Origin of the sequence: Mycobacterium sp. NAZ190054 (assembly GCF_001545925.1) — a bacterium.
Classification (GTDB): Bacteria; Actinomycetota; Actinomycetes; order Mycobacteriales; family Mycobacteriaceae; genus Mycobacterium.
The window spans coordinates 1-19,506 of record NZ_LMVQ01000583.1; the positions used below are offsets into that span (position 1 = coordinate 1).

The window sequence follows — 19,506 nt, forward strand, 5'->3', positions numbered from 1 at the left end:
TGCCCGACGAGCGCCAGAGCCCGACTCCGATCGATGTCATCTCAGTTCCGCTGTCGGCGATCGCGTTCGCGGGCTTGGTGTTCGGGCTGTCGCTGATGGGAGGCCACGGCGCCCAGGGCCTGCCCGCGTGGGTGCCGATGACGGTCGGTGCGGTGGCGATGGCGCTCTTCGGGGCGCGCCAGCTGCAGTTGCAGCGGCGTGACCGGGCGTTCCTCGATCTGCGGCCGTTCACCTACCGGCGCTTCTCGGTGTCGCTGGCCCTGGTGATCCTCGGGTTCATGGGACTGTTCGGCGCGATCATCATGGTGCCGCTGTACGTGCAGGACGTGCTGGGACAGAGTGCGTTGGTCGCCGGCTTGACCAGCCTGCCGGGTGGACTACTGATGGGTCTGGCAGGCCCGTTGGTCGGACGTGCCTACGACCGCCACGGCGCTCGGGTGCTCGTCGTGCCCGGGTCGCTGATGCTGTGCGCGTCGCTGTGGGGATTCACGTTGCTGTCGGCAACGTCGCCGATCTGGCACCTCATCGTGCTGCAGACGATCATGATGGTCGGGTTGTCGATGATGTTCACGCCGTTGATGACCGACGCGCTCGGCGTCCTGCCCGACCGGTTCTACTCCCATGGCAGCGCCATCCTGACGACGCTGCAACAGGTTGCGGGAGCGGCGGGCACGGCGCTGTTCGTGACGGTGATGACGATGGCGTCCCAGTCGGGAGGAGCCCCGGACCTGCCCGGTGTGCATGCGGCCTTCATGGTCGCGGCGGTGGTCAGTGTGATCGCCGTCGTCGCGGCGTTCTTCACCGCACCGCGTCCGAGTCCCGCTGGTGGCACGCCCACGCACTAGGGCGGCACGGGCGGTCCCCCAGCCTGTTATGCGCAGGATGGCCTGGTGGGGATGATCGGCTGTGGCTTCGGCAGGCAACTGAGGATCAGCAACGGATGCCGTGCGCCAGGAAGCCCTAGGGATGCGACTCGGTGTGTAAACCCGTGACACCATGCAAATTCCGGCCCGGCTCGCCGGCGTCGATACCATCTGGGAGTGCCCGCTGCCCTTCCGGAAAGATGGTCAACCGTCCGCCGACTCTTGGCCGCGGCGGCTCTCTTGGCGGCGTGGGTTGCGAATGCGCCGGTCGCGTCGGCCGATCCGGTCACCGACGCCGTGAGACGCGCCTACGCACCGCTCCTGGATCAATACGACGTGCCGGGTATGGCGGTGGCCGTTACGGTCGACGGCCGTCAGCACTTCTTCGACTTCGGCGTCGCCTCCAAGCAGACACAGGCGCCGGTCACCAGGGACACGCTCTTCGAAATCGGCTCGGTGAGCAAGACATTCACTGCGACGCTGGCCGGCTACGCCGCAGCCCAAGGGACACTGGACCTGAATGACCATCCCAGCCGGTTTCTCCCGGCATTGGCCGGTGCACCCATCGACGACGCCCGACTCATCAATCTGGGCACCTACACCGCCGGCGGCCTCCCGCTGCAATTCCCCGAGTCGGTCACCGATGACGAGCAGATGATCGCGTACTTTCAGCAGTTCCGGCCCACGGCAGCACCCGGCGAGCGACGGCAGTACTCGAATCCCAGTATCGGCTTGTTCGGCCACCTCGCAGCGCGAGCCTTGCACGGCGAGTTCACCGACCTGTTGCAGTCGCAGATCATGCCCGGTCTGGGCCTGGCTCGCAGTTTCGTGAATGTGCCTGACAGCGCGATGGATTCCTACGCGTGGGGTTACGACAAGACCAACGAGCCGGTCCGGGTGAACCCGGGAGTGTTCGACGCGGAGGCCTACGGCGTCAAGTCGACGACCGTGGACATGATTCGCTTCGTCGAGCGCAACATCGACCCCGGCGGACTGGAGCCGCCGCTGCGTGAAGCCGTGCAGGGCACGCAAGTCGGCTACTACGAGGTCGGTCCCATGGTGCAGGGTTTGGGCTGGGAGCAGTATCCGTACCCGGTCTCACTCGATCAGCTGTTGGCCGGCAATTCGGCCGAGATGGCGATGAGTCCCCAGGCTGCGCTCCCGCTCGCCGCGCAATCGGTCGGCCGGACGGCATTCTTCAACAAGACAGGATCGACCGACGGCTTCGGCGCATATGCCGCGTTCGTGCCCGAACGGCGCATCGGCATCGTGATGCTGGCCAACAAGAACTTCCCGATCGCCGCCCGCGTCACAGCCGCACACGCGGTGCTGAGCGCGCTGGCGCCGTGAATCCACCGTGTCGGTACAGACAATGCCCGTCACCTTCCCGCGGTGACTGGCCGACAGAGATAAAGAACGTGGGTTCCGACCCGTCTCACGCCTGTGGCAATTCCAGCGCGTCGCCGGGGTTGAAGGCGTCGAGCATCAGGCTCAGGTAGCGCCGCCGCAGCGATTTGGGCTGGTTCATGGCGACCGAGCCCGTCGTCACCATCGCCACGAACGCCGCGACGTCCTCGGTGGTGAGATCCGGCCGCAGCGCGCCCCGGGCACGGGCCTGCGACACGATCTGATCGAGGTCGTCACGATCGCGGATGATGAGCCGCTCGGTTAGCTGGGCGAGGTCTTCCAGCGACGACAACAACGGCCGCTGCTCGAACATCACGTCCTCGAGATGGGCCAGCGCCTCGATGAACGCCTCGCGCGGGGCGTCCTCGCCGAGCGCCATGATCGCCGGCTTGATCTCATTTTCGAGGATCTCCTGGTAGACCGCCGCCGCGAGCGCCTGCCGATTCGGAAAGTGCCGGTAGAGCGTGGCATTCGCCACACCCGCCGCGGAGGCGACCTGGCTCAAAGTCGCCGCCGCACCCTCTTTGGCGAAGACCTCACGGGCCGCGGTGAGGATCTTGGCGACGTTGGCGAACGCATCGGACCGCCTTCGCATCGTCTCCATGCACACCGCCTTCGAACCGTGTCGTGCGTCTCCCCCGCGGGCCGGAGGTGGCGTTCGCGACAAATGATAGCTCACTCTCATTTGGGAGCCTACTCTCACTTCCATGTCGACACTTCTGCATCGCATCGGGCGCCTGGCGTTCGACCGGCCGTGGCGCGTGCTCGGGATCTGGCTGGCGCTGATCGCGGTGGTCGCGGGCATCCTCGCGGTCAACCCGCCGAAGGTCTCCAACGAGATGCGCATCAACGGCACACCCGCCCAGGAGGTCATCGACGACCTAGCGGAGCGGATGCCGCAACTGGCCGGTGGTCAGGGCATGATCGCGTTCGCTGCGCCCGAGGGCGAGCGGGTCGACGATGGCGTGAACCGTGGCGCGCTGCTGAAGGCCGTCGACGCGGTCTCGCACTCCGACCACGTGTTGAATCCCGCCGCCATGGCGCAGGCCGAGATGGCCAAGGGGCCGCTGAGCCCGACGATCGCTGCCTCGGCGGCGGTCGCGCAGGCCCAGGCACAGGCACCGCCAGCCGCGGACGCGCCCCACCCGCTGGTGGTCGACGGCCAGCCGGTGCCCGGCGTGCTCGTGTCCTCCGATGGCGCGGTCGCGTTGTTGCAGTTCCAGTTCGACAAGCAGACCCAGGAACTGCCCAGCGGCACGGTTGAGCACACCGTCGACGCCGCGACCACCGCGGTGGCGGGCACCGAGCTATCGGTGCTGCCGTCGGCGAGCATGTCGCAGATGCCCGAGATCGTTGGCGCCGCCGAGATTGTCGGCCTGATGGTGGCCGCGTTGGTGTTGGTCGTCACGCTCGGCTCGCTGGTGGCCGCGGGTCTTCCGCTGGCGACGGCGCTGACGGCGGTCGCCGTCGGCGTGGGCGGCACCTTCTTGTTCTCTCATCTGGTGCCGATGCAGTCGATGACTGCGGTGCTGGCCCTGATGCTGGGTTTGGCGGTCGGCATCGACTACGCGATGTTCATCGTCAACAGGCAGCGAAGGCTCATCCTCGACCAAGGGTTGACGGCCCGCGATGCCGCCGCTCGCGCGGTCGGGACCGCAGGCAGCGCAGTCGTTTTCGCCGGAATGACGGTGGTGATCGCGCTGGTGGCGCTGTCGGTGGTAGGCATCTCACTGCTGACGACGATGGCGTTCGCCGCCGCGGCCACGGTGATCGTCGCGGTGATCGCTGCGCTCACGCTGCTGCCTGCGCTGCTCGGGTTCGTCGGCGAACGGATCTGCTCAACCAAGGCCCGCGAACAGGCGACAACGGACCAGCAGACCCATCGGTTCGCCAACGCATGGGTGGGCGCGGTGCTGCGCCGACGCGTACCCGTCGCCCTGCTGGGTGTAGCGGTGACCGCCGTGCTGGCATTGCCCGCGCTGAGCATGTCGTTGGGCCTGCCCGCGGGGTCGAGCTACAACCAGGGCACCCCGCAGCGCGACAGCTACGACCTGATCGCCGAACACTACGGCGCGGGTTACAACGGCCCGCTCGTCGTTGCCGCCGAGCCCACCGAGGACGGCGTGCAGTTCAGCAACGCCGACATCGTCGGTGTGTACGACGCACTGCGCCGCGTGCCGGGTGTCGCGTCGGTGAATTTCGCGCAGGTCAACGACGCCGCCGACACTGCGGTCTTCTCTGTGGTGCCCGTCGACGGGCCCACCGACGAACGCACCGCGCAGGTGGTGCGCGACATCCGCGACCACACCGGTGCCCTGGCGTCCGTCGACAACGTCAAGCTCGGTGTCACCGGTATCACCGCGATGGGGATCGACACCTCCGGCCGTCTCGGCGACACTGTGCCGCTGTACATTTCCGTGGTCGTCGGCCTGTCACTGCTGGTGCTGTTGGTCGTGTTCCGCTCGATCGCGGTCCCGGTGAAGGCCACCATCGGGTTCCTGCTCAGTGTGCTGGCCACGTTCGGAGCGACCACCGCGGTGTTCCAATGGGGTTGGCTGCAGCAGCTTTTCGGGCTCAGCGCGACCGGGCCGGTGCTGAGCATTCTGCCGATCATCCTCACCGGCGTGCTGTACGGCCTGGCGATGGACTATGAGGTGTTCCTCGTCTCGTCGATGAAAGAGGCCCACGTGCACGGCCACCGCGGCGATGCGGCGGTGGCGCACGGGTTCAGCCAGGCCAGCCGGGTGGTGGCCGCGGCCGCGATCATCATGATGTCGGTGTTCGCCGGGTTCGTCTTCAACGCCGACCCGATGATCAAACAGATGGGCTTCGCGCTGGCGTTTGGCGTGTTGATCGACGCGTTCGTGGTCCGCATGATGATTGTGCCCGCGGTGATGTCGATGCTCGGCGACCGCGCATGGTGGCTGCCCAAGCGGATCCAACCATTCGTCCCCGACCTCGACATCGAGGGCGACAAGCTGACCCGCCAACTCGAGGCCGACAAGCCCGGGGGCGAGCGCGTCGCGCAGGTCTGACCGGTCCTCGGCGGGGTGATGCGGAATCAGCGGCGCCGGTGCCGCGTTGCACATCTGCGTGGCTATTGACGATCTGTTTCGACCGCTCACCGTCGGTTCACTGACCCTCCCCAACCGGTTCGCGATGGCGCCGATGACCCGGCAGGCGTCCCCGGGCGGTGTCCCGGGCGCCGATGTCGCCGAGTACTACCGTCGCCGTGCCGCCGGCGGCGTGGGGTTGATCATCACCGAAGGCGTCCGGCTGCCGGATCCCACGGCGGGCTACCCGCCGTCAATCCCCACACTCGCCGGCGACGACGTGCTCGCGGGCTGGTCGCGCGTACTCGACGCCGTCCACCAGGAGGGCGGCACGGTCGCCGCCCAGTTGTGGCATCAGGGTGCGCAGCGCGACGACGCCGACGGTGTGGTCCCTGTCAGCCCCTCGGGCGTCGACGGCCTCGGTCAGCCGCGGGGACGCGCGCTGGAGACCGACGAACTCCCACGGATCGTCGAACTGTTCGCCGAAAGTGCGCGGACGGCGCAGGAGGTCGGCTTCGATGCCGTCGAACTGCACGGCGCCCATGGATACCTGCTCGACGAATTCCTCTGGGAGCGCACGAATTTACGCACCGACGGCTACGGCGGATCCCTCGCCGCGCGCACTCGCTTCCCGGCCGAGGTGGTGGCGGCGGTCCGCGCGGCAGTCGGTCCGGACTACCCGATCATCTTCCGATACTCCCAGTGGAAAGGCACCGACTACGCGGCGTCCATCGCCGACGACCCGACGCAGCTGCAGGATCTGCTCACCCCACTCGCCGAGGCCGGGGTGGATGTCTTTCATCCTTCGACGCGCCGGCACTACATCCCGGCGTTCCCCGACCATGACGGTGAGCTCAGCCTGGCGGGATGGACCCGGAAGGTCACCGGATTGCCGGTGATCGCGGTCGGCTCGGTCGGGTTGGAGACGCAGTTCCGCAGTGAGAAGCAAGGCCAGGTCATCCAGCCCGCTTCCGTCGACCGCCTCGTCGAGCAGTTCGACGCCGGTGAGTTCGACATCGTGGCGATCGGGCGTGCGCTGCTCGCCGACCCGGCGTGGGTGAACCGGCTGCGTGACGGCGAACTCGACGGCTTCGCCGGATACAACCCCGAGACGGCGCTGGCGAAGCTCGCCTGACAGCTTCTGGCCGGCCTCGGCGGCAGATGGCGCCTGATCGCACCCAATCTTCCCGGTTTCGGTTACAGCGCAAGACCTTCCCCCGAGGATTTCTCCTACACGTTCGCTGCCTACAGCCATTTCCTCCAGTCGTTCGTCGACACATTGAGCCTCGACCGCTATGTGATCTGGTTGCACGACTACGGCTCTCAGTTCGGCTTTCAGCTCGCCATCGGCAAACCCGAACGCGTCGCGGGGCTTGTCATCCAGAACGGCGACATCTACGAGGACGCGTTCGGGCCGAAATACGACTTCCTCAAGGAATCATGGAACAATCCCGGTCCTGCGGCCAGACGCAAGATCGCCCAGCACGTCACGCGGCACGGCTTCGAGACCGAGTTCCGCGGTGAACTGCCCGACGATGTGGCCGACCGGATCAGCCCCGACCTGTGGACCCTGCACTGGTCACTGATGTCGACGCCCGAACGCATCACCAATCTGATCCGACTCCTCGAGGACCAGCCGAACACCCTTGACTGGTTCCCCGCCGAACAGGCCTACCTACGTGAGCATCAGCCGCCGACGCTCATCGTGTGGGGACCACATGACGGCTACATGCCGGAAGAGTCGGCCCGCACCTACCGGCGTGACCTGCCCAATGTGCCGATTCACCTTCCGGTGGCGGCCACTGGCTACTGGAGACGCACCTCGAGGAGGTCGTACCGTTGGTCGACGAGTTTCTGATGAGCGTGTACGCCTTGGACGCTCCTCAACAACGGTGAACACCCATGGGACCCGGCGTTCAAGGAGACCACCCGCTCGTGCGTCCACGTCATCCACGAGGAATCGAACCACGCGGCGAATCGGCCATGGGTGCCTTGAGACCGATGCGGTGCCCATCCGGATCGATGATGATCGCGAACCGCTGACCCCAGGGCATGTCGGTCGGTTCCTTGGCGATCGTTGTGCCCGCCCTGCTGAGCTCGCCGACCACCGCATCCAGCTGGTGCGCCGAGTCCAGCTCGAGGTCGACTTGGGGTCCTCCGGGCGCGGGGCCCGGCGTACTCGCGTCCCACCAGGCCGCGAACTCCGGCGAATGAAGCACAATCGTGACGCCCGGCCCGGTGGAGACCCAGGCCTCGACCGCCTCCACGTCCACGCGGCTACGAGGACGGAAGGCGCACCCCAGTCTCTGGTAGAAGTCTCTGCTCCGCTCCGAATCTGAGACTACGAAGTTCACCTGGACGACCTGGACCATCTGCCGATCGAAGCATCTTTCCGCACCGTGCACGACCCTGGTCGGAGCATAGGCAAGACCGCGTGGATCGGGCGAACACCTTACCTCTTCGGATGCCGCCTACCTGTTCTCTTTTGCCAGTGAGGTTGCTATCGTGCAAGACATCCTTCGCAAGGGGGAGGTGCGAGGCATGGGTCGATTTGCTGGGTTAGTTGTCGCGCTCGGTTTCGGCGTGGCAGTACTTTCCGGGCATGGGGTCGCCCGAGCCGAACCGCCAGATTCGTCGTCCGATTCGTCGTCGGAAACCTCGACCAACTCGCCGACCGCATCCTCGGCCAACTCCCCGTCGGAATCCTCGGCATCCATCGACGCGCAGACAACGTCGGGCGATCCAAACACCGCCGCGAGCACAGACGACTCCCCCAACTCGCCGACCGCAGCCTCGACTGACTCCCCTTCGGAATCCTCGACATCCACCGACGCGCAGACAACGTCGGACGATCCAAACACCGCCGTGAATACCGACGACTCCCCTAGCAGCGCCACGCCGTCGACCACGCCCTCCAATACTGAGCCGACGACATCGAAGGACCCGACGTCGCTGACCGCTCCTGCGACGGCGCCCCTACTTCAGCCCAGCGGCAACTCGCATTCCGACAACAACGTCACGACGCATCGGACGGCGAACTCGGCAATCACTTCGCCCGCCGCGGCGAGCGAGCCGACGGCTGTGCCGAATGTTGATGACGCTGAACTCACCGCGCCGACGGCACAACCGCCCAGCGTTGCAACAGCACCGCTGACGGCGACGATCGGAGATGTTTCCCTCGCAAGCGTTTCGGCGGCGGGACCGACTGTGCAGAGCACCGATTCGGCGCAGACCGCTGCTGCGGCCGTCCCCGCCGAGCCTGTCGAGTTGATAGCCGGTGTGGTGTCGAATTTGCTCGGCGGCTTGCTCGATCCGTCGGCGACTGGCAGTGCGCCGGAAACGCCGCCCGGCGAGCCGGCCATGTGGGTGCTGTTGGCGTCCGCGCGACGCGAGTTTGAGACGACGCCCCAGACTTTGGTCACCGACACCCCGGTTGCAGGAGTTCCGGTACAGGTGGTCGAGAACTCGCTGACCTACACCCCGACACCGACGATCATCGATCAGTTGACGCTCGCCGCCCTACGGGTGGTGCGCGACATCACCGGCTTCTTCGGGATCCCCTTCGCCGCCATCGTCGGGGGGCTGCTCTCCAGCGAGAATCCTCCGTTCTTCCTGACGCTGGGGTTGAACGCACGTAAGACCGAGTTCGAGGTATGGCCGGGAAACGTCTGGAATGTTTGGGAATTCGAACCGCCCAAACCGACCGGCGCCACCGTGGTCGCGATCCACGGTGGCGGGAACATCTTCCAGCCGAATCTGTTGCACTGGGTCGACTACACCCAGATGGCACGTCAAACCGGGGCGACGGTGCTCGTGCCGTTGTACCCGCTCGCGAGGACCGAGGCGGGTTCCATTCTCAACGTCACGCCCGGGATGGCGGATTACCTCTCGCATGTGATCGACGATCGCGGTGCCGAGAACGTCAGTATCTACGCCGACTCGGCAGGATCCACGTACGCGTTTGCCGCTGCCCGAGAGCTGATTTTGCGGGGTGAAGAAGTGCCGGCAAGCATGGTCGTGATCTCGGGCCAAGCCGACTATTCGCAGGAGAATGACGGCGCGGGCATCGACGACCCGTTCTTCAACACCGTCACCGTCGAATACTTTGCTCGCTTCCACACCTTCGACGGCGTCGTCAACGCGGATCCGAGGATAAGCCCGTTGCGCATGGAGACTGAGGTCCTGCGGGCGCTGCCACCGACCACGATGTATGTCGGCAACGAGGAGATACTGCTGCCCGGCAACCTGCTGCTCTATGAGCGCGCGGTGGACATCGGGGCGCCGATCTCGATGGTGGTGGGCCGGGGGCAGTTTCACAACTGGCCTGTCTCGGGCCTGCCGGTGAACTCCGCCGCGCCGAAGGTGCGCCACGACATCTATCGTCAGCTCGGCTTACTGCCCGACGCCGTCAACGCCGCCATCAACACGGCAGGCGTGTCGGCCAACGGCACCTGCAGCCCGCTCCAGAGCACTGCGCCGGTGGCCGGCCCGTCGAAGTTCGCCAGAACGGGTCGTGACTATGTATTTCCTTGTCGAGCAAGAGTGCAGTCCGCCGCCACCCAAAATCGATGATCGGGTCTCATCTGTTACGGCGTCGGGCATCGCTGATGGTGAGCCATAGCGCCGATATCAGAAAGTAGAACGCGCCGAAAGCCGCGTAAGGGGCGATGGCCGTAATATGCGGCACCTCAGGCGCATTCGACTCGATCAGGAACATCACTCCAGCGCCCGTGGACTGGATACCGCTGAGGATCATCGGCCACTGCGCGCCATAACCCTTCCAGCGACGTACTCCGGTCGCGAATTGAAGAAGGCCCGACAACGCCGCCCACACCCCGAACACACCGAGCACCGCATTCATGCCCTGGCTCAGGGCAACGGCAACTGCGACGGTGGTCACCAGGCTGACGGCGGTGTTGAAGGTCTGCGTGGGATTGCGCCGAAGACCACCATTACGCTGTGCGTCAACGAGATTGGCGATCGCATCCCAGGCCGGATAAATCAGCAAGAGCGCAGCGATGACAGCCATCTTGCCATCGGCTAGGCCGAAAGCGGCACCCACCCACACGATGGAGAACGCCGCACGGGCGAAATAGTAGTTTTTCAGCCACGTGCTGCCCCCGACATCGCGGGGCGCCTTGCCGGTTGTCGTCGTCATTGTTGCTCCTGTCATCTGTTGAAGGCACGGGCATCCAGAGCGGGGTCACACCCACGCCCTGCCCGTTCCAGTTCCAAGACCCGCGCACGACGGGTTAACCCGAGCCGCGCGTTGTGCGACGTCCGGGGTTTGCTATCTACCTAAAAGCTGCCTGTTCAGGTGCGGCCGTCCGCCGATGGAGAATCTGATCGAAGCCTGTCGATCACCGGTTTGGTGATCATGGCGAACGCCTGCGGGTCGCCGTAGGTCCGCGCCGCCAACATCGCACCGTGCACGGCGGCCATCAACGCCTCCGCCTCGGAGTGGGCGTCCTCGGTCAAGCTGATGCCGCCCTGGCGCGCACCGCGTTCCAGCACCGACGTGAGCCAGGCCGAGAGACTCCGAAAGTATGCGCGTACCTCGAGCACGATTTCCTCAGGCAGAACGGGGATCTGCGTCGCGAGTAGTGCGCATAGGCAGTAACTGGTTTCGGGATCACCGATACAGGACTCCCAGTACCCGGTGTAACTGCGCAGCTGGTCGAGTGGATCTGCAACGTGGCGCTCGATTTCGGCGATCCCGGCTTCGGCCTCGTGACGGTATTGCTTCACCAGGGCCCGTACCAGGTCGACCTTCGTTGGAAAGTGATGATGAACGCTCGCCTTGCGGATACCGACGACCGCAGCGATGTCGGCGTAGCTGAATCCGTTATAGCCGCCCGCGACGATCAACGAGCGCGCACATTGCAGAATCGCGTCGACGGTGGACGTGCCGGTGACCATGCCAGCCAGCCTACCTTCTGGTAGGTAGGGGGGCAAGAGGTCGCTACGGTCAGAGCGCCGGCAGGAGTGTGCGTAGCACCATGAACGATGCCGCGGCCACCTCGCTGGCGAACTGATTGAACTCGAAGCTGGAATCCTCGCCGGCCAGATCCGAGAGCGCACGGATCACCAGCCAGTCGATACCGAACGCCTCGCAGACCTGCGCCACCGCGCCGCCCTCCATCTCGATGGCACGACCACCGAACTGACCGTGCAGCCGAGCCCGAACCGCGGCACTGTGCAGGTATTGGTCGCCGGAAAGGACGGTGCCGTAAACGATCTGAGCAGGTCGTCCCTCACCACCCGCCTGCGGCGACAGCGGTCGCAGGTTGAGACCCTGCAATGCTCCCTTGACCCTGTCGAGCAGCATGGTGTCGACGTCGTATCCGAGACGGTCGGTCGGGTTGATGAACGGCACGTGACCGGCCTGATAGGTTCGCAATTGCTCGCCCTCGATCAGACCTGCGTCGAACTGGATCAGCCGATCGGCGACGACGACATCTCCCACATGCAGTTCTGGATCCAGCCCTCCCGCCACTCCCGAGAAAACTATTGTGCGGCAGTCGAATCCATCGGCCATCAGCGTTGTCACCAATGCTGCATTGACCTTGCCCATACCTGTCTCGGCAAGCACGATATCGCGCCCGTCGAGCCACCCGGTCTCGAAACGGGCGTGGGCGATGTTTACACCGCGGACATCACTCATCACACTGCGAAGGTGTGCCAGCTCCTGCGGAAGTGCGGAGATCAAACCGATTGTCACCGAATGCAGTTTACGCCCTGCCGGTGGGCCAAATCGTCAGTGCGCGATCGGCTCCGATCAAGCCGAGGATGATTCGGCCGACGACGCGGGCAATGACGGCGAGTCAAGTACGCCGACCGACGGCGCTGAAACGCCGGCACTCAAGCGCCGTCAATCCGATCGCGAAAACCGGAGCCTCCGAGTCGGTCTCGAGGTGAGTACCGATCGCGATGTCGCGCAGTCGAACCCGTCGCCGCGATCATCCAGCACTACTGCTTTGCCATATTCGCGAAGCGCGACAAATGCAGTTGGTGCGCAACGGTAATCGTCTTCGTCGGGCCGTTACGGTGCTTGCCCAGGATCAGGTCCGCCTCGCCTCCGCGCGGGTCATCCCTCTCGAACGCATCCGGGCGGTGCAACAGGATGACCATATCAGCGTCCTGCTCGAGACTATTATGCAGCGAAATGCCTTGGGCCACAAAGTTGCTCGTGCCCGGCACGGTTCCATCGTACACATCATGCATGCCCATACTGGTGATCTCGACGATCTTGTCCCAGAACACATCATTGGTCGCCATATCGTGCAGTTCGCGACCCTCGAGGACCGCGGCAGCACGGTGCAGTCTGCCCCGACTCGGTGAGTGCTTCCACATGGTGGAGCCGCAGAATTGCGTCTTCATCGCCGCGGCGAACCTCCGGTGCGACATCCCGCGTTCTTCCAGGCCCGCTCGCACCTTGTCCCAAACATCGAGCGGCACCGTGTCGGCGTTCGGATTACGCGTAAGCCCCTTGAGCTTGGCGAGGACTTCCTCGGCCGCAACCGCCTTGACCCCATGCACACCAATGTGGCTGAGGAACCGCGACTGGCTCTCCGCACCGGAGATGACCAGGTGCCAGGAATCCCGGTAACCGGCCTTCTTCGTACGGGTAGTCCTCGACGCGATCCCGAACCGCAGCAGCAGCTGCATCACGTCATCGACTAATTGGCGACTCGTCGACGCGTAGTAGATGCGGCCGATGCCCAGCTTCTCGTCCCAGCGGACCGACCCGTCCGTCGCCCACAAGTGCCGCAGGAAGAGCGCGACCTGATCGTTAGGTAGCGCGAAAACCTCTGCTGGAACGAACTTCTCGTGGCTGCGCTTGCCGAACAGCCCGAGCTTGTCCAGCCATGCCGCGATCGGGTTCCGCTTGCCGTGCGTCAACCGGTACGGCGCCGGCAACCGCAGCGTCGTCACCCGCGCCGCCGCATACTCGTCACGGATCGGCGTCACGTCGAAATACGCCGCGGAGATCTCGACCGCGGCCAGATTCGCCTCGTCCACCGACGCATACCGGATCGGCTGGCGCTTCACGCACGACCCGTCGCCGATCATGTGCGCCAACATCACCACCTCGGAGTCGTGCATCCGCTGCGTCTGCACCGGCTCCGGCACCCGGCGCGGCACCGCAACCCGGGCACCGACTTCGAGTTCCCCCAACGGCTTCCAGCCGTCGAACGTCATGAACGGGTGGTTCGCCGTCGCCTCGACCTCGCGGCCCGACGCCAGCCGCACCTTGAAGACCTCTTTGTGCCCGCTGTAGAACACGTTGGTCATCGGCCGCGCGACCATGCGCTTGCGCTCGTCGAGCGACCACACCAGCGGCCGCTCCCCCGTGCGCATCAACTCCCCGAACGTCACCTCCGCACCGGTGTCGGCACGCAGGATCCGCGTGTTCGCCGTCAAGCAACCGGACTCACGGAGATCGGAGACCTGCGGTCGCTTGTCGGTGCGCTGCTCCGGACCACGGTTGAGCTGGCTGATCGCCACCACCGGCACATCGAGTTCCTTGGCCATCAGCTTGATGCTGCGGGAGAAGTCCGACACCTCCTGCTGGCGCGACTCGTACTTCTTGCCCGAACTCATCAGCTGCATGTAGTCGATCACGATCAGCCGCAGCCCGGCCTTCTGGGACAGCCGGCGCGCCTTGGCGCGGATCTCCATCATCGTCAGGTTCGGCGAATCGTCGATGTACAGCGGCGCCTCGCTGATCTCGCTCATCCGGCGGGCCAGCCGCGTCCAGTCGTCGTCGCTCATCCGGCCCGACCGCATGTCGGCCAGCTTGATCTTCGCCTCGGCCGACAGCAGCCGCATGACGATCTCGGTCTTGCTCATTTCCAGCGAGAAGATGACGCTGGGCAACTGGTGCTTGATCGAGCACGACCGCATGAAATCCAGCGCCAGCGTCGAGTTGTGCGTGGGCACCATGCCGCTGCCGGCCAGGTACAGGTGTTCGGCATTGTCGACCTGCACGCAGCGCACCGGGACCGTCGGGACCCGCCGGATCCAGTTGACACCGACCGCGATCCGGCCCGGCGCCAGCACCCCGCTGGTGCCCGCCGCACCCGTCGTCCGCGCCGCGGTCACCGTGTCGGCCACCGCACGCAGCATCCCCGTCGTACGGATGCCGTGACTGGTCGGCCACTGATGCATCTCGTCGGCGACGATCGTGGTGCCGTCCGAGAACTCGATCTCGTAGCACGGCCGCCCCAGCAGAACATCGGTCGCGGCGACCACCCGCGTCGGCGATCCGTCCGCGTCGAGCAGGAAGTCCCCGACCGCCACCTCGCCCATCGTGGTCCAGCCGAACGGCGTCGGCAGCGGGGTGTCCAACGCCAGCGCCTTACCGACACCGGGCCGAGCGGCCACGATGATCATCTGCCCGGCGTGCAGTCCGTTGGTGACGTCGTCGAGCTCGACGAACCCCGTCGGCACCCCCTTGGAGATGCCGCCCTCGGACGCGATCGCGTCGATCTCGTCCATCGTCGGCTGGAGGATCTCCTCCAGGATCACGAAGTCCTCCGCGGCACGGCGCTCGGTGACGTCGTAGATCTCGGCCTGCGCGCGGTCCACGATGTCGCTGACATCGGCCCCGTCGGCGCCGGCGTAGCCGTACTGCACCACCCGGGTGCCGGCCTCCACCAGGCGGCGCAACAGCGCCTTCTCCGCGACGATCTCGGCGTAGTAGCCCGCGTTGGCCGCGGTCGGCACCGTCGAGATCAGCGTGTGCAGATACGGCGCCCCGCCGACGCGGCGCAACAGGCCGCGGCGGTCGAGTTCGGCGGCGACGGTGACCGCGTCGGCCGGCTCACCGCGCCCGTACAGGTCGAGGATCGCGTCGTAGACGATCTGGTTGGCCGGCTTGTAGAAGTCACCCGGACGCAGCTTCTCCAGCACGTCGGCGACGGCGTCCTTGCTCAGCAGCATGCCGCCCAGCACCGCCTGCTCGGCCGCGGGGTCCTGCGGCGGCTGACGGCCGAAATCCTCACCGGGGGGCGGCTCCATGTCGCCGCGATCTCCGGGCCGACCCAAGTCATCTACGACGGCCACGCCGAGACCCACCCCCTTTTGATCGCGATCGAACGCATATTCGACAACGGCATGTGGCGACTGTAAATCCCGTCTCCGACAAGTGGCTCATCGGCTGTTGATCTGCACCCGCGACGGCCAACGCTAGACGTTGCTGGCGGAGACGCAACCGGCCCCTGTTGATGACACTGTGGATGGAGTGTGGATAGCTCAGGCGCGCCATGTTGAGGCGCTGGGGAGAACCTGTTGACAACTCTCTGCGCGGATGCCGTTTGCGCAGATGAACGCACCTTAGGCCGGTGGAACGGCTGTGGATGGGAAATTGCCCGGCGTGTCGTGCCCGGTTTCCGTCTCGGGCGTGTTGTGTTTCGTCCCGGGGCCGGGCAGGTTAACAACCGGTGTGGTTCGCTGGAGCTGCTTTGCCCGGAAAAGTTCGCCACCGGAAACGGCGACGGCCGGGCGAAGACCCGTCAGGGTCCTCACCCGGCCGTTTCACGCCGGAGCCGGTAGAGCCGGCTAGCCCGCGACGACGTTCAGCGACAGCGAGGCGTTCACCTCGGGGTGCAGCCGCACGCCCACGGCGTGGGTGCCCGTCGTCTTGATGTGCGCCTTGGGCAGGCTGATGGTCCGCTTGTCGAGGTTCGGGCCGCCGGCCTTCTTGATCGCGGCGACGACGTCGGCCGCGGTGACCGATCCGAACAGCTTGCCGGAGTCGCCGGCCGCCTTGACGGTCAGCGAGACGTTGTCGAGAGCCTCGATCGCCTGCTTGAGCTCGTTGGCGTGCTCGCGGCTCTTGACGCTCTTGAGCTCCTGGGCGCGGCGGATCTCGTCGGCCTGACGCTGCGCGCCGCGGGTGGCCACGATCGCCAGCCCACGGGGCAGCAGGTAGTTGCGGCCGTAGCCGTCCTTGACCTCGACGGCGTCACCGGGGGATCCGAGGTGATCCACCTCGGCAGTGAGAATCAGTTTCATTGGTCCTGGTCCTTATCGCGTCGACGAGCTGAACGGCAGCAGGGCGACCTCGCGGGCGTTCTTCACCGCGATCGCGATATCGCGCTGGTGCTGAACGCAATTGCCCGTCACCCGGCGGGCGCGAATCTTGCCGCGCTCGCTGATGTAGGTACGCAGCAGCTGAGTGTCCTTGTAGTCGATGTTCTGCCCCTTGCCCTTCTTCGAGCAGAACACGCACTTGCGGGTCTTGACCGGCTTCTCCGGAGCCGGGCGCCTCTTGGTGGAGGACTTGGCCATGTGTCTATCTCTTTCTGGAAATCACTGAATCGGTATGTCAGAAGGGCGGTTCGTCGTCGGCTCCGCCGAACGAACCCGACGCGGGCGCGCTGCCCCACGGGTCCTCGGCCGGTCCGCCGCCGGCGGCCGGGCGCGAGTTGCCGCCCCCGCCGCCGAATCCGCCGCCCCCGCCGCCACTGCGGCTGGCTTTGTTGACCTTGGCGGTCGCGTAGCGCAGCGAGGGGCCGATCTCGTCGACCTCGACCTCGACCACGGTGCGCTTCTCGCCCTCACGGGTCTCGAAGGAACGCTGCTTGAGCCGTCCGGTCACGATGACCCGCGACCCGCGGGTCAGGCTCTCGGCGACGTTCTCGGCAGCCTCGCGCCAGATGTTGCACCTCAGGAACAGCGCCTCGCCGTCCTTCCACTCACCGCTCTGGCGGTCGTAGATGCGCGGGGTGGACGCAACCGTGAAGTTGGCCACCGCGGCTCCGGACGGGGTGAAGCGCAGTTCGGGATCTGCCGTCAGGTTTCCGACGACGGTAATGGTGGTGTCACCGGCCACAAGTTCCTCCTGTGCTCTCTGCTCTTGCGCAAGCGATCATCGCCGGGGTGGCGTTGTTGGGCGCGAGCCTACGCAGCGGTTCCGACGAGCGGCACCCTTTAGTGCTTGTCGGTCCGCATCACCTTGGTCCGCAGCACGGACTCGTTCAGGTTGAGCTGGCGATCGAGCTCGGACACCGTCGCGGGCTCGGCCTTCACGTCGAGCACGGCGTAGATGCCCTCGGCGTGCTTGGCGATCTCGTAGGCGAGGCGCCGACGGCCCCAGATGTCGACCTTGTCGACACTGCCACCGTCCTTGCGGACGACGTTCAGGAACGTCTCCAACGACGGAGCCACGGTGCGCTCGTCAAGTGTGGGGTCGAGAATGACCATGATTTCGTATGGACGCATGAGAAACCCATCACCTCCTCTGGTCTGGTCGGCCACGGCGTGTCCGTGGCAGGAGGGTCGCCTGCGTCGGCAACCGGCCCAGGCTACAGGAACGGGCGCTGATCTGCGAAATCGCGCCCTGGCGGCGCCGCGATCTGGGCGGCTGACGCCCCGAACGTACGGGTTGTGATGAGAAAGCGTCGAGTTCCGTCATCTTTCGTACGTTCGGCGCGGTATCGCCGCCCAATCCGGCGCGTAATGCGACACCGGCGGTCGCTCAGCGCGCCGAATTCACCAGGGGGCGGGGGCGAAGCCAGTCCGGGAGCCGGCGGGGCGGCGCGTCGGGCGCCCGGTCGAACACCCCGCCGGCGGGATCGTCCACGCCGCCCTGACGGACCAGGTCCAGTTGCGGCCGGTAGATCTGCCGAATCACCAACGCGCACATCGTGATCACCGCGACGTCACGCAACAGCACGGTCGCGGTGAACGCCTCCTCGGGCAGGCCCATGTTCTGCTCGCCGAACAGATAGAGCATCCGCGGCACCCACACCAGCATGTCGACGGTCATCCAGGCCAACAGGATGCGCCGGTGCGGCAGCGCCAGCACCGCCAGCGGCACCAGCCACAGCGAGAACTGCGGGCTCCACACCTTGTTCGTCAGCAGGAACGCCGCCACCACCAGGAACGCCACCTGCGCGACCCGCGGCCGCCGCTCCGCGGTCAGCACGATGTAGCCGATCGCGATGCAGCACGCCGCGAACAACGCCGCGGTCACCGTGTTGAGCATCACCGGCGGCTCCCAGAACCCCAGCTCCGGGTCGAAGCCGCGCCACCCGGTAAACGACTTCACCACGTTGTAGATCGAGTCCATGTCGTCGCCGCGGCGGGTGTTGAGCCGGAAGAACTCCGACCACCCCCGCGGGAACAGCACCATGATCGGCAGGTTCACCACCAGCCAGGCCAGCACGGCCGCCGCCGTCGTCTTGGCGACCTCGCGCAGCCGGCCCGTGCGCACCGCCAGCAGCGCCAACGGGACCAGCAACAGCAGCGGATACAGCTTGGCCGCCACCCCCAGGCCGATCAGCACCCCGGCCAGCACCGGTCGCCGCCGCGCCCACGCCAGCAGCGCACACGCCGCGAAAGCCGTTGCCAGCGCGTCGAAGTTCGTGAAGATCTGGAAGATCACGATCGGCGAGGCGGCCAGCAGCGCCGCGTCCCAGATCCGCCGTGCGCCCGCCAGCATCGCCGTCGCCCACAGCGTCGTCAGCCATGCCAGCGCCAACCCGAACGCGGCGATGTTGAAGAACATCACCACCTCGGCGATCACCGGCACCGACACCAGTTTCGTCAACGCGGTGTACGTCTTGGCGACCGTCATCGACAGGTACTGGTACACGCCCGTCAGCACCGGATACTCCATGTAGCGCACCGCGGGTTCACCGTCGTACTGCACCTGCGGCAGGCCCTGCGCGTCGGTCTCCACCCAGCTGGACTTGTACGGGAACCTGCCCAGGTTCAGCAGCTCGGCGGTGTAGAGCGGGACCGTGTCGGAGTAACACAACTGGTAGTAGGCACGCTGGTTGTCCCAGTTGGCGACCCGCTGATCGGCGGTGCCGGTGCCGGTGGTCTGCAGGCACGCGGCCTTGGTCGAGTAGCCCAGCGCCAGGAACACCAGGGCGATGATCATCATCACCCGCAGCGGGGTCATGAACCGCGAGCGGCCGATCAGCGCGTGCCGTCCGACCGGGCCGCCGATGGTCCCGGACAGTGCCGCGCCGAGGGTGTCGGTGCGGCTCGGCAGATCCCGGGTGTCGAGGCTGCGCCGGTCTTCGGCCAACCGCGCCGGCGACACGTAGAACAACAGGCCCAGCGTGACCATCGCCAACCGGTGCGCGGCCGCGGCGAAGAGCAACAGCGGCAGCGCGGTCAGCACGCCGGACAGGATCAGCAAGACGACGTGCCAGCCGCCGTGGCCG

17 protein-coding genes are annotated in these 19,506 nt (G+C 66.1%); 6 read left to right on the top strand and 11 right to left on the bottom strand.

The window, feature by feature from the left end:
- Both ASJ79_RS29650 and ampC read left to right on the top strand, forming a co-directional pair.
- Positions 1-845 (top strand): MFS transporter (locus ASJ79_RS29650; RefSeq protein WP_156448702.1); only part of this gene is annotated, 845 nt, incomplete at its 5' end.
- A gap of 195 nt (positions 846-1,040) precedes the next feature.
- On the top strand, positions 1,041-2,213 hold the full coding sequence (gene ampC, locus ASJ79_RS29655; RefSeq protein WP_082754146.1) for a class C beta-lactamase: 1,173 nt from the start codon (positions 1,041-1,043) through the stop codon (positions 2,211-2,213).
- Between the two features lie 85 nt (positions 2,214-2,298).
- Here ampC and ASJ79_RS29660 read toward each other — a convergent pair whose 3' ends face one another.
- Entirely contained in the window at positions 2,299-2,874 is a 576-nt protein-coding gene (locus tag ASJ79_RS29660; protein WP_067963285.1) for a TetR/AcrR family transcriptional regulator, read from the bottom strand.
- Between the two features lie 103 nt (positions 2,875-2,977).
- On the opposite strand from ASJ79_RS29660, the gene ASJ79_RS29665 reads away from it, so the two are divergent.
- The 3 genes from ASJ79_RS29665 to ASJ79_RS29675 are packed head-to-tail and all read left to right on the top strand — an operon-like array spanning position 2,978 to position 7,181.
- Positions 2,978-5,305: an MMPL family transporter gene (locus ASJ79_RS29665; RefSeq protein ID WP_067963288.1), complete on the top strand. Its 2,328-nt coding sequence runs from the start codon at positions 2,978-2,980 to the stop codon at positions 5,303-5,305.
- A gap of 58 nt (positions 5,306-5,363) precedes the next feature.
- Positions 5,364-6,458, top strand: a complete 1,095-nt coding sequence (locus ASJ79_RS29670) for an NADH:flavin oxidoreductase (protein WP_067963290.1) — start codon at positions 5,364-5,366, stop codon at positions 6,456-6,458.
- Positions 6,459-6,494: 36 nt separating this feature from the next.
- Complete coding sequence (locus ASJ79_RS29675) at positions 6,495-7,181, top strand: alpha/beta fold hydrolase (RefSeq protein ID WP_231751095.1); 687 nt, start codon at positions 6,495-6,497, stop codon at positions 7,179-7,181.
- 88 nt (positions 7,182-7,269) lie between these two features.
- Here the strand turns inward: ASJ79_RS29675 and ASJ79_RS29680 are convergent, their stop codons facing one another.
- The gene (locus tag ASJ79_RS29680; protein ID WP_067963293.1) at positions 7,270-7,695 is read right to left on the bottom strand and encodes a VOC family protein; all 426 of its coding nucleotides are present in this window, start codon (positions 7,693-7,695) and stop codon (positions 7,270-7,272) included.
- A 133-nt stretch (positions 7,696-7,828) separates the two neighbouring features.
- Here ASJ79_RS29680 and ASJ79_RS29690 point away from each other — a divergent pair, with 133 nt between their 5' ends.
- Positions 7,829-9,895, top strand: a complete 2,067-nt coding sequence (locus ASJ79_RS29690) for an alpha/beta hydrolase fold domain-containing protein (RefSeq protein WP_156448703.1) — start codon at positions 7,829-7,831, stop codon at positions 9,893-9,895.
- Between the two features lie 7 nt (positions 9,896-9,902).
- Here the strand turns inward: ASJ79_RS29690 and ASJ79_RS29695 are convergent, their stop codons facing one another.
- From ASJ79_RS29695 to ASJ79_RS29735, 9 genes are all read right to left on the bottom strand, one after another.
- Complete coding sequence (locus ASJ79_RS29695) at positions 9,903-10,481, bottom strand: DUF308 domain-containing protein (protein WP_067963301.1); 579 nt, start codon at positions 10,479-10,481, stop codon at positions 9,903-9,905.
- 155 nt (positions 10,482-10,636) lie between these two features.
- Complete coding sequence (locus ASJ79_RS29700) at positions 10,637-11,242, bottom strand: TetR/AcrR family transcriptional regulator (protein WP_067963304.1); 606 nt, start codon at positions 11,240-11,242, stop codon at positions 10,637-10,639.
- Between the two features lie 49 nt (positions 11,243-11,291).
- Complete coding sequence (locus ASJ79_RS29705) at positions 11,292-12,044, bottom strand: 5'-methylthioadenosine/adenosylhomocysteine nucleosidase (protein WP_067963306.1); 753 nt, start codon at positions 12,042-12,044, stop codon at positions 11,292-11,294.
- A gap of 248 nt (positions 12,045-12,292) precedes the next feature.
- Entirely contained in the window at positions 12,293-15,391 is a 3,099-nt protein-coding gene (locus ASJ79_RS29710; RefSeq protein WP_369803789.1) for a replicative DNA helicase, read from the bottom strand.
- 495 nt (positions 15,392-15,886) lie between these two features.
- The gene (rplI, locus tag ASJ79_RS29715) at positions 15,887-16,342 is read right to left on the bottom strand and encodes a 50S ribosomal protein L9 (protein WP_067963312.1); all 456 of its coding nucleotides are present in this window, start codon (positions 16,340-16,342) and stop codon (positions 15,887-15,889) included.
- A gap of 12 nt (positions 16,343-16,354) precedes the next feature.
- Complete coding sequence (gene rpsR / locus ASJ79_RS29720; RefSeq protein ID WP_067963315.1) at positions 16,355-16,618, bottom strand: 30S ribosomal protein S18; 264 nt, start codon at positions 16,616-16,618, stop codon at positions 16,355-16,357.
- 37 nt (positions 16,619-16,655) lie between these two features.
- Positions 16,656-17,162, bottom strand: coding sequence for a single-stranded DNA-binding protein (locus ASJ79_RS29725; protein ID WP_067963318.1), 507 nt, complete (start codon positions 17,160-17,162; stop codon positions 16,656-16,658).
- A gap of 98 nt (positions 17,163-17,260) precedes the next feature.
- Positions 17,261-17,551 (bottom strand): 30S ribosomal protein S6, encoded by a 291-nt coding sequence (gene rpsF, locus ASJ79_RS29730; protein ID WP_067963321.1) that lies wholly within the window; start codon positions 17,549-17,551, stop codon positions 17,261-17,263.
- 256 nt (positions 17,552-17,807) lie between these two features.
- Positions 17,808-19,409, bottom strand: a complete 1,602-nt coding sequence (locus ASJ79_RS29735; protein WP_067963328.1) for a glycosyltransferase family 87 protein — start codon at positions 19,407-19,409, stop codon at positions 17,808-17,810.
- Positions 19,410-19,506: the final 97 nt, after the last annotated feature.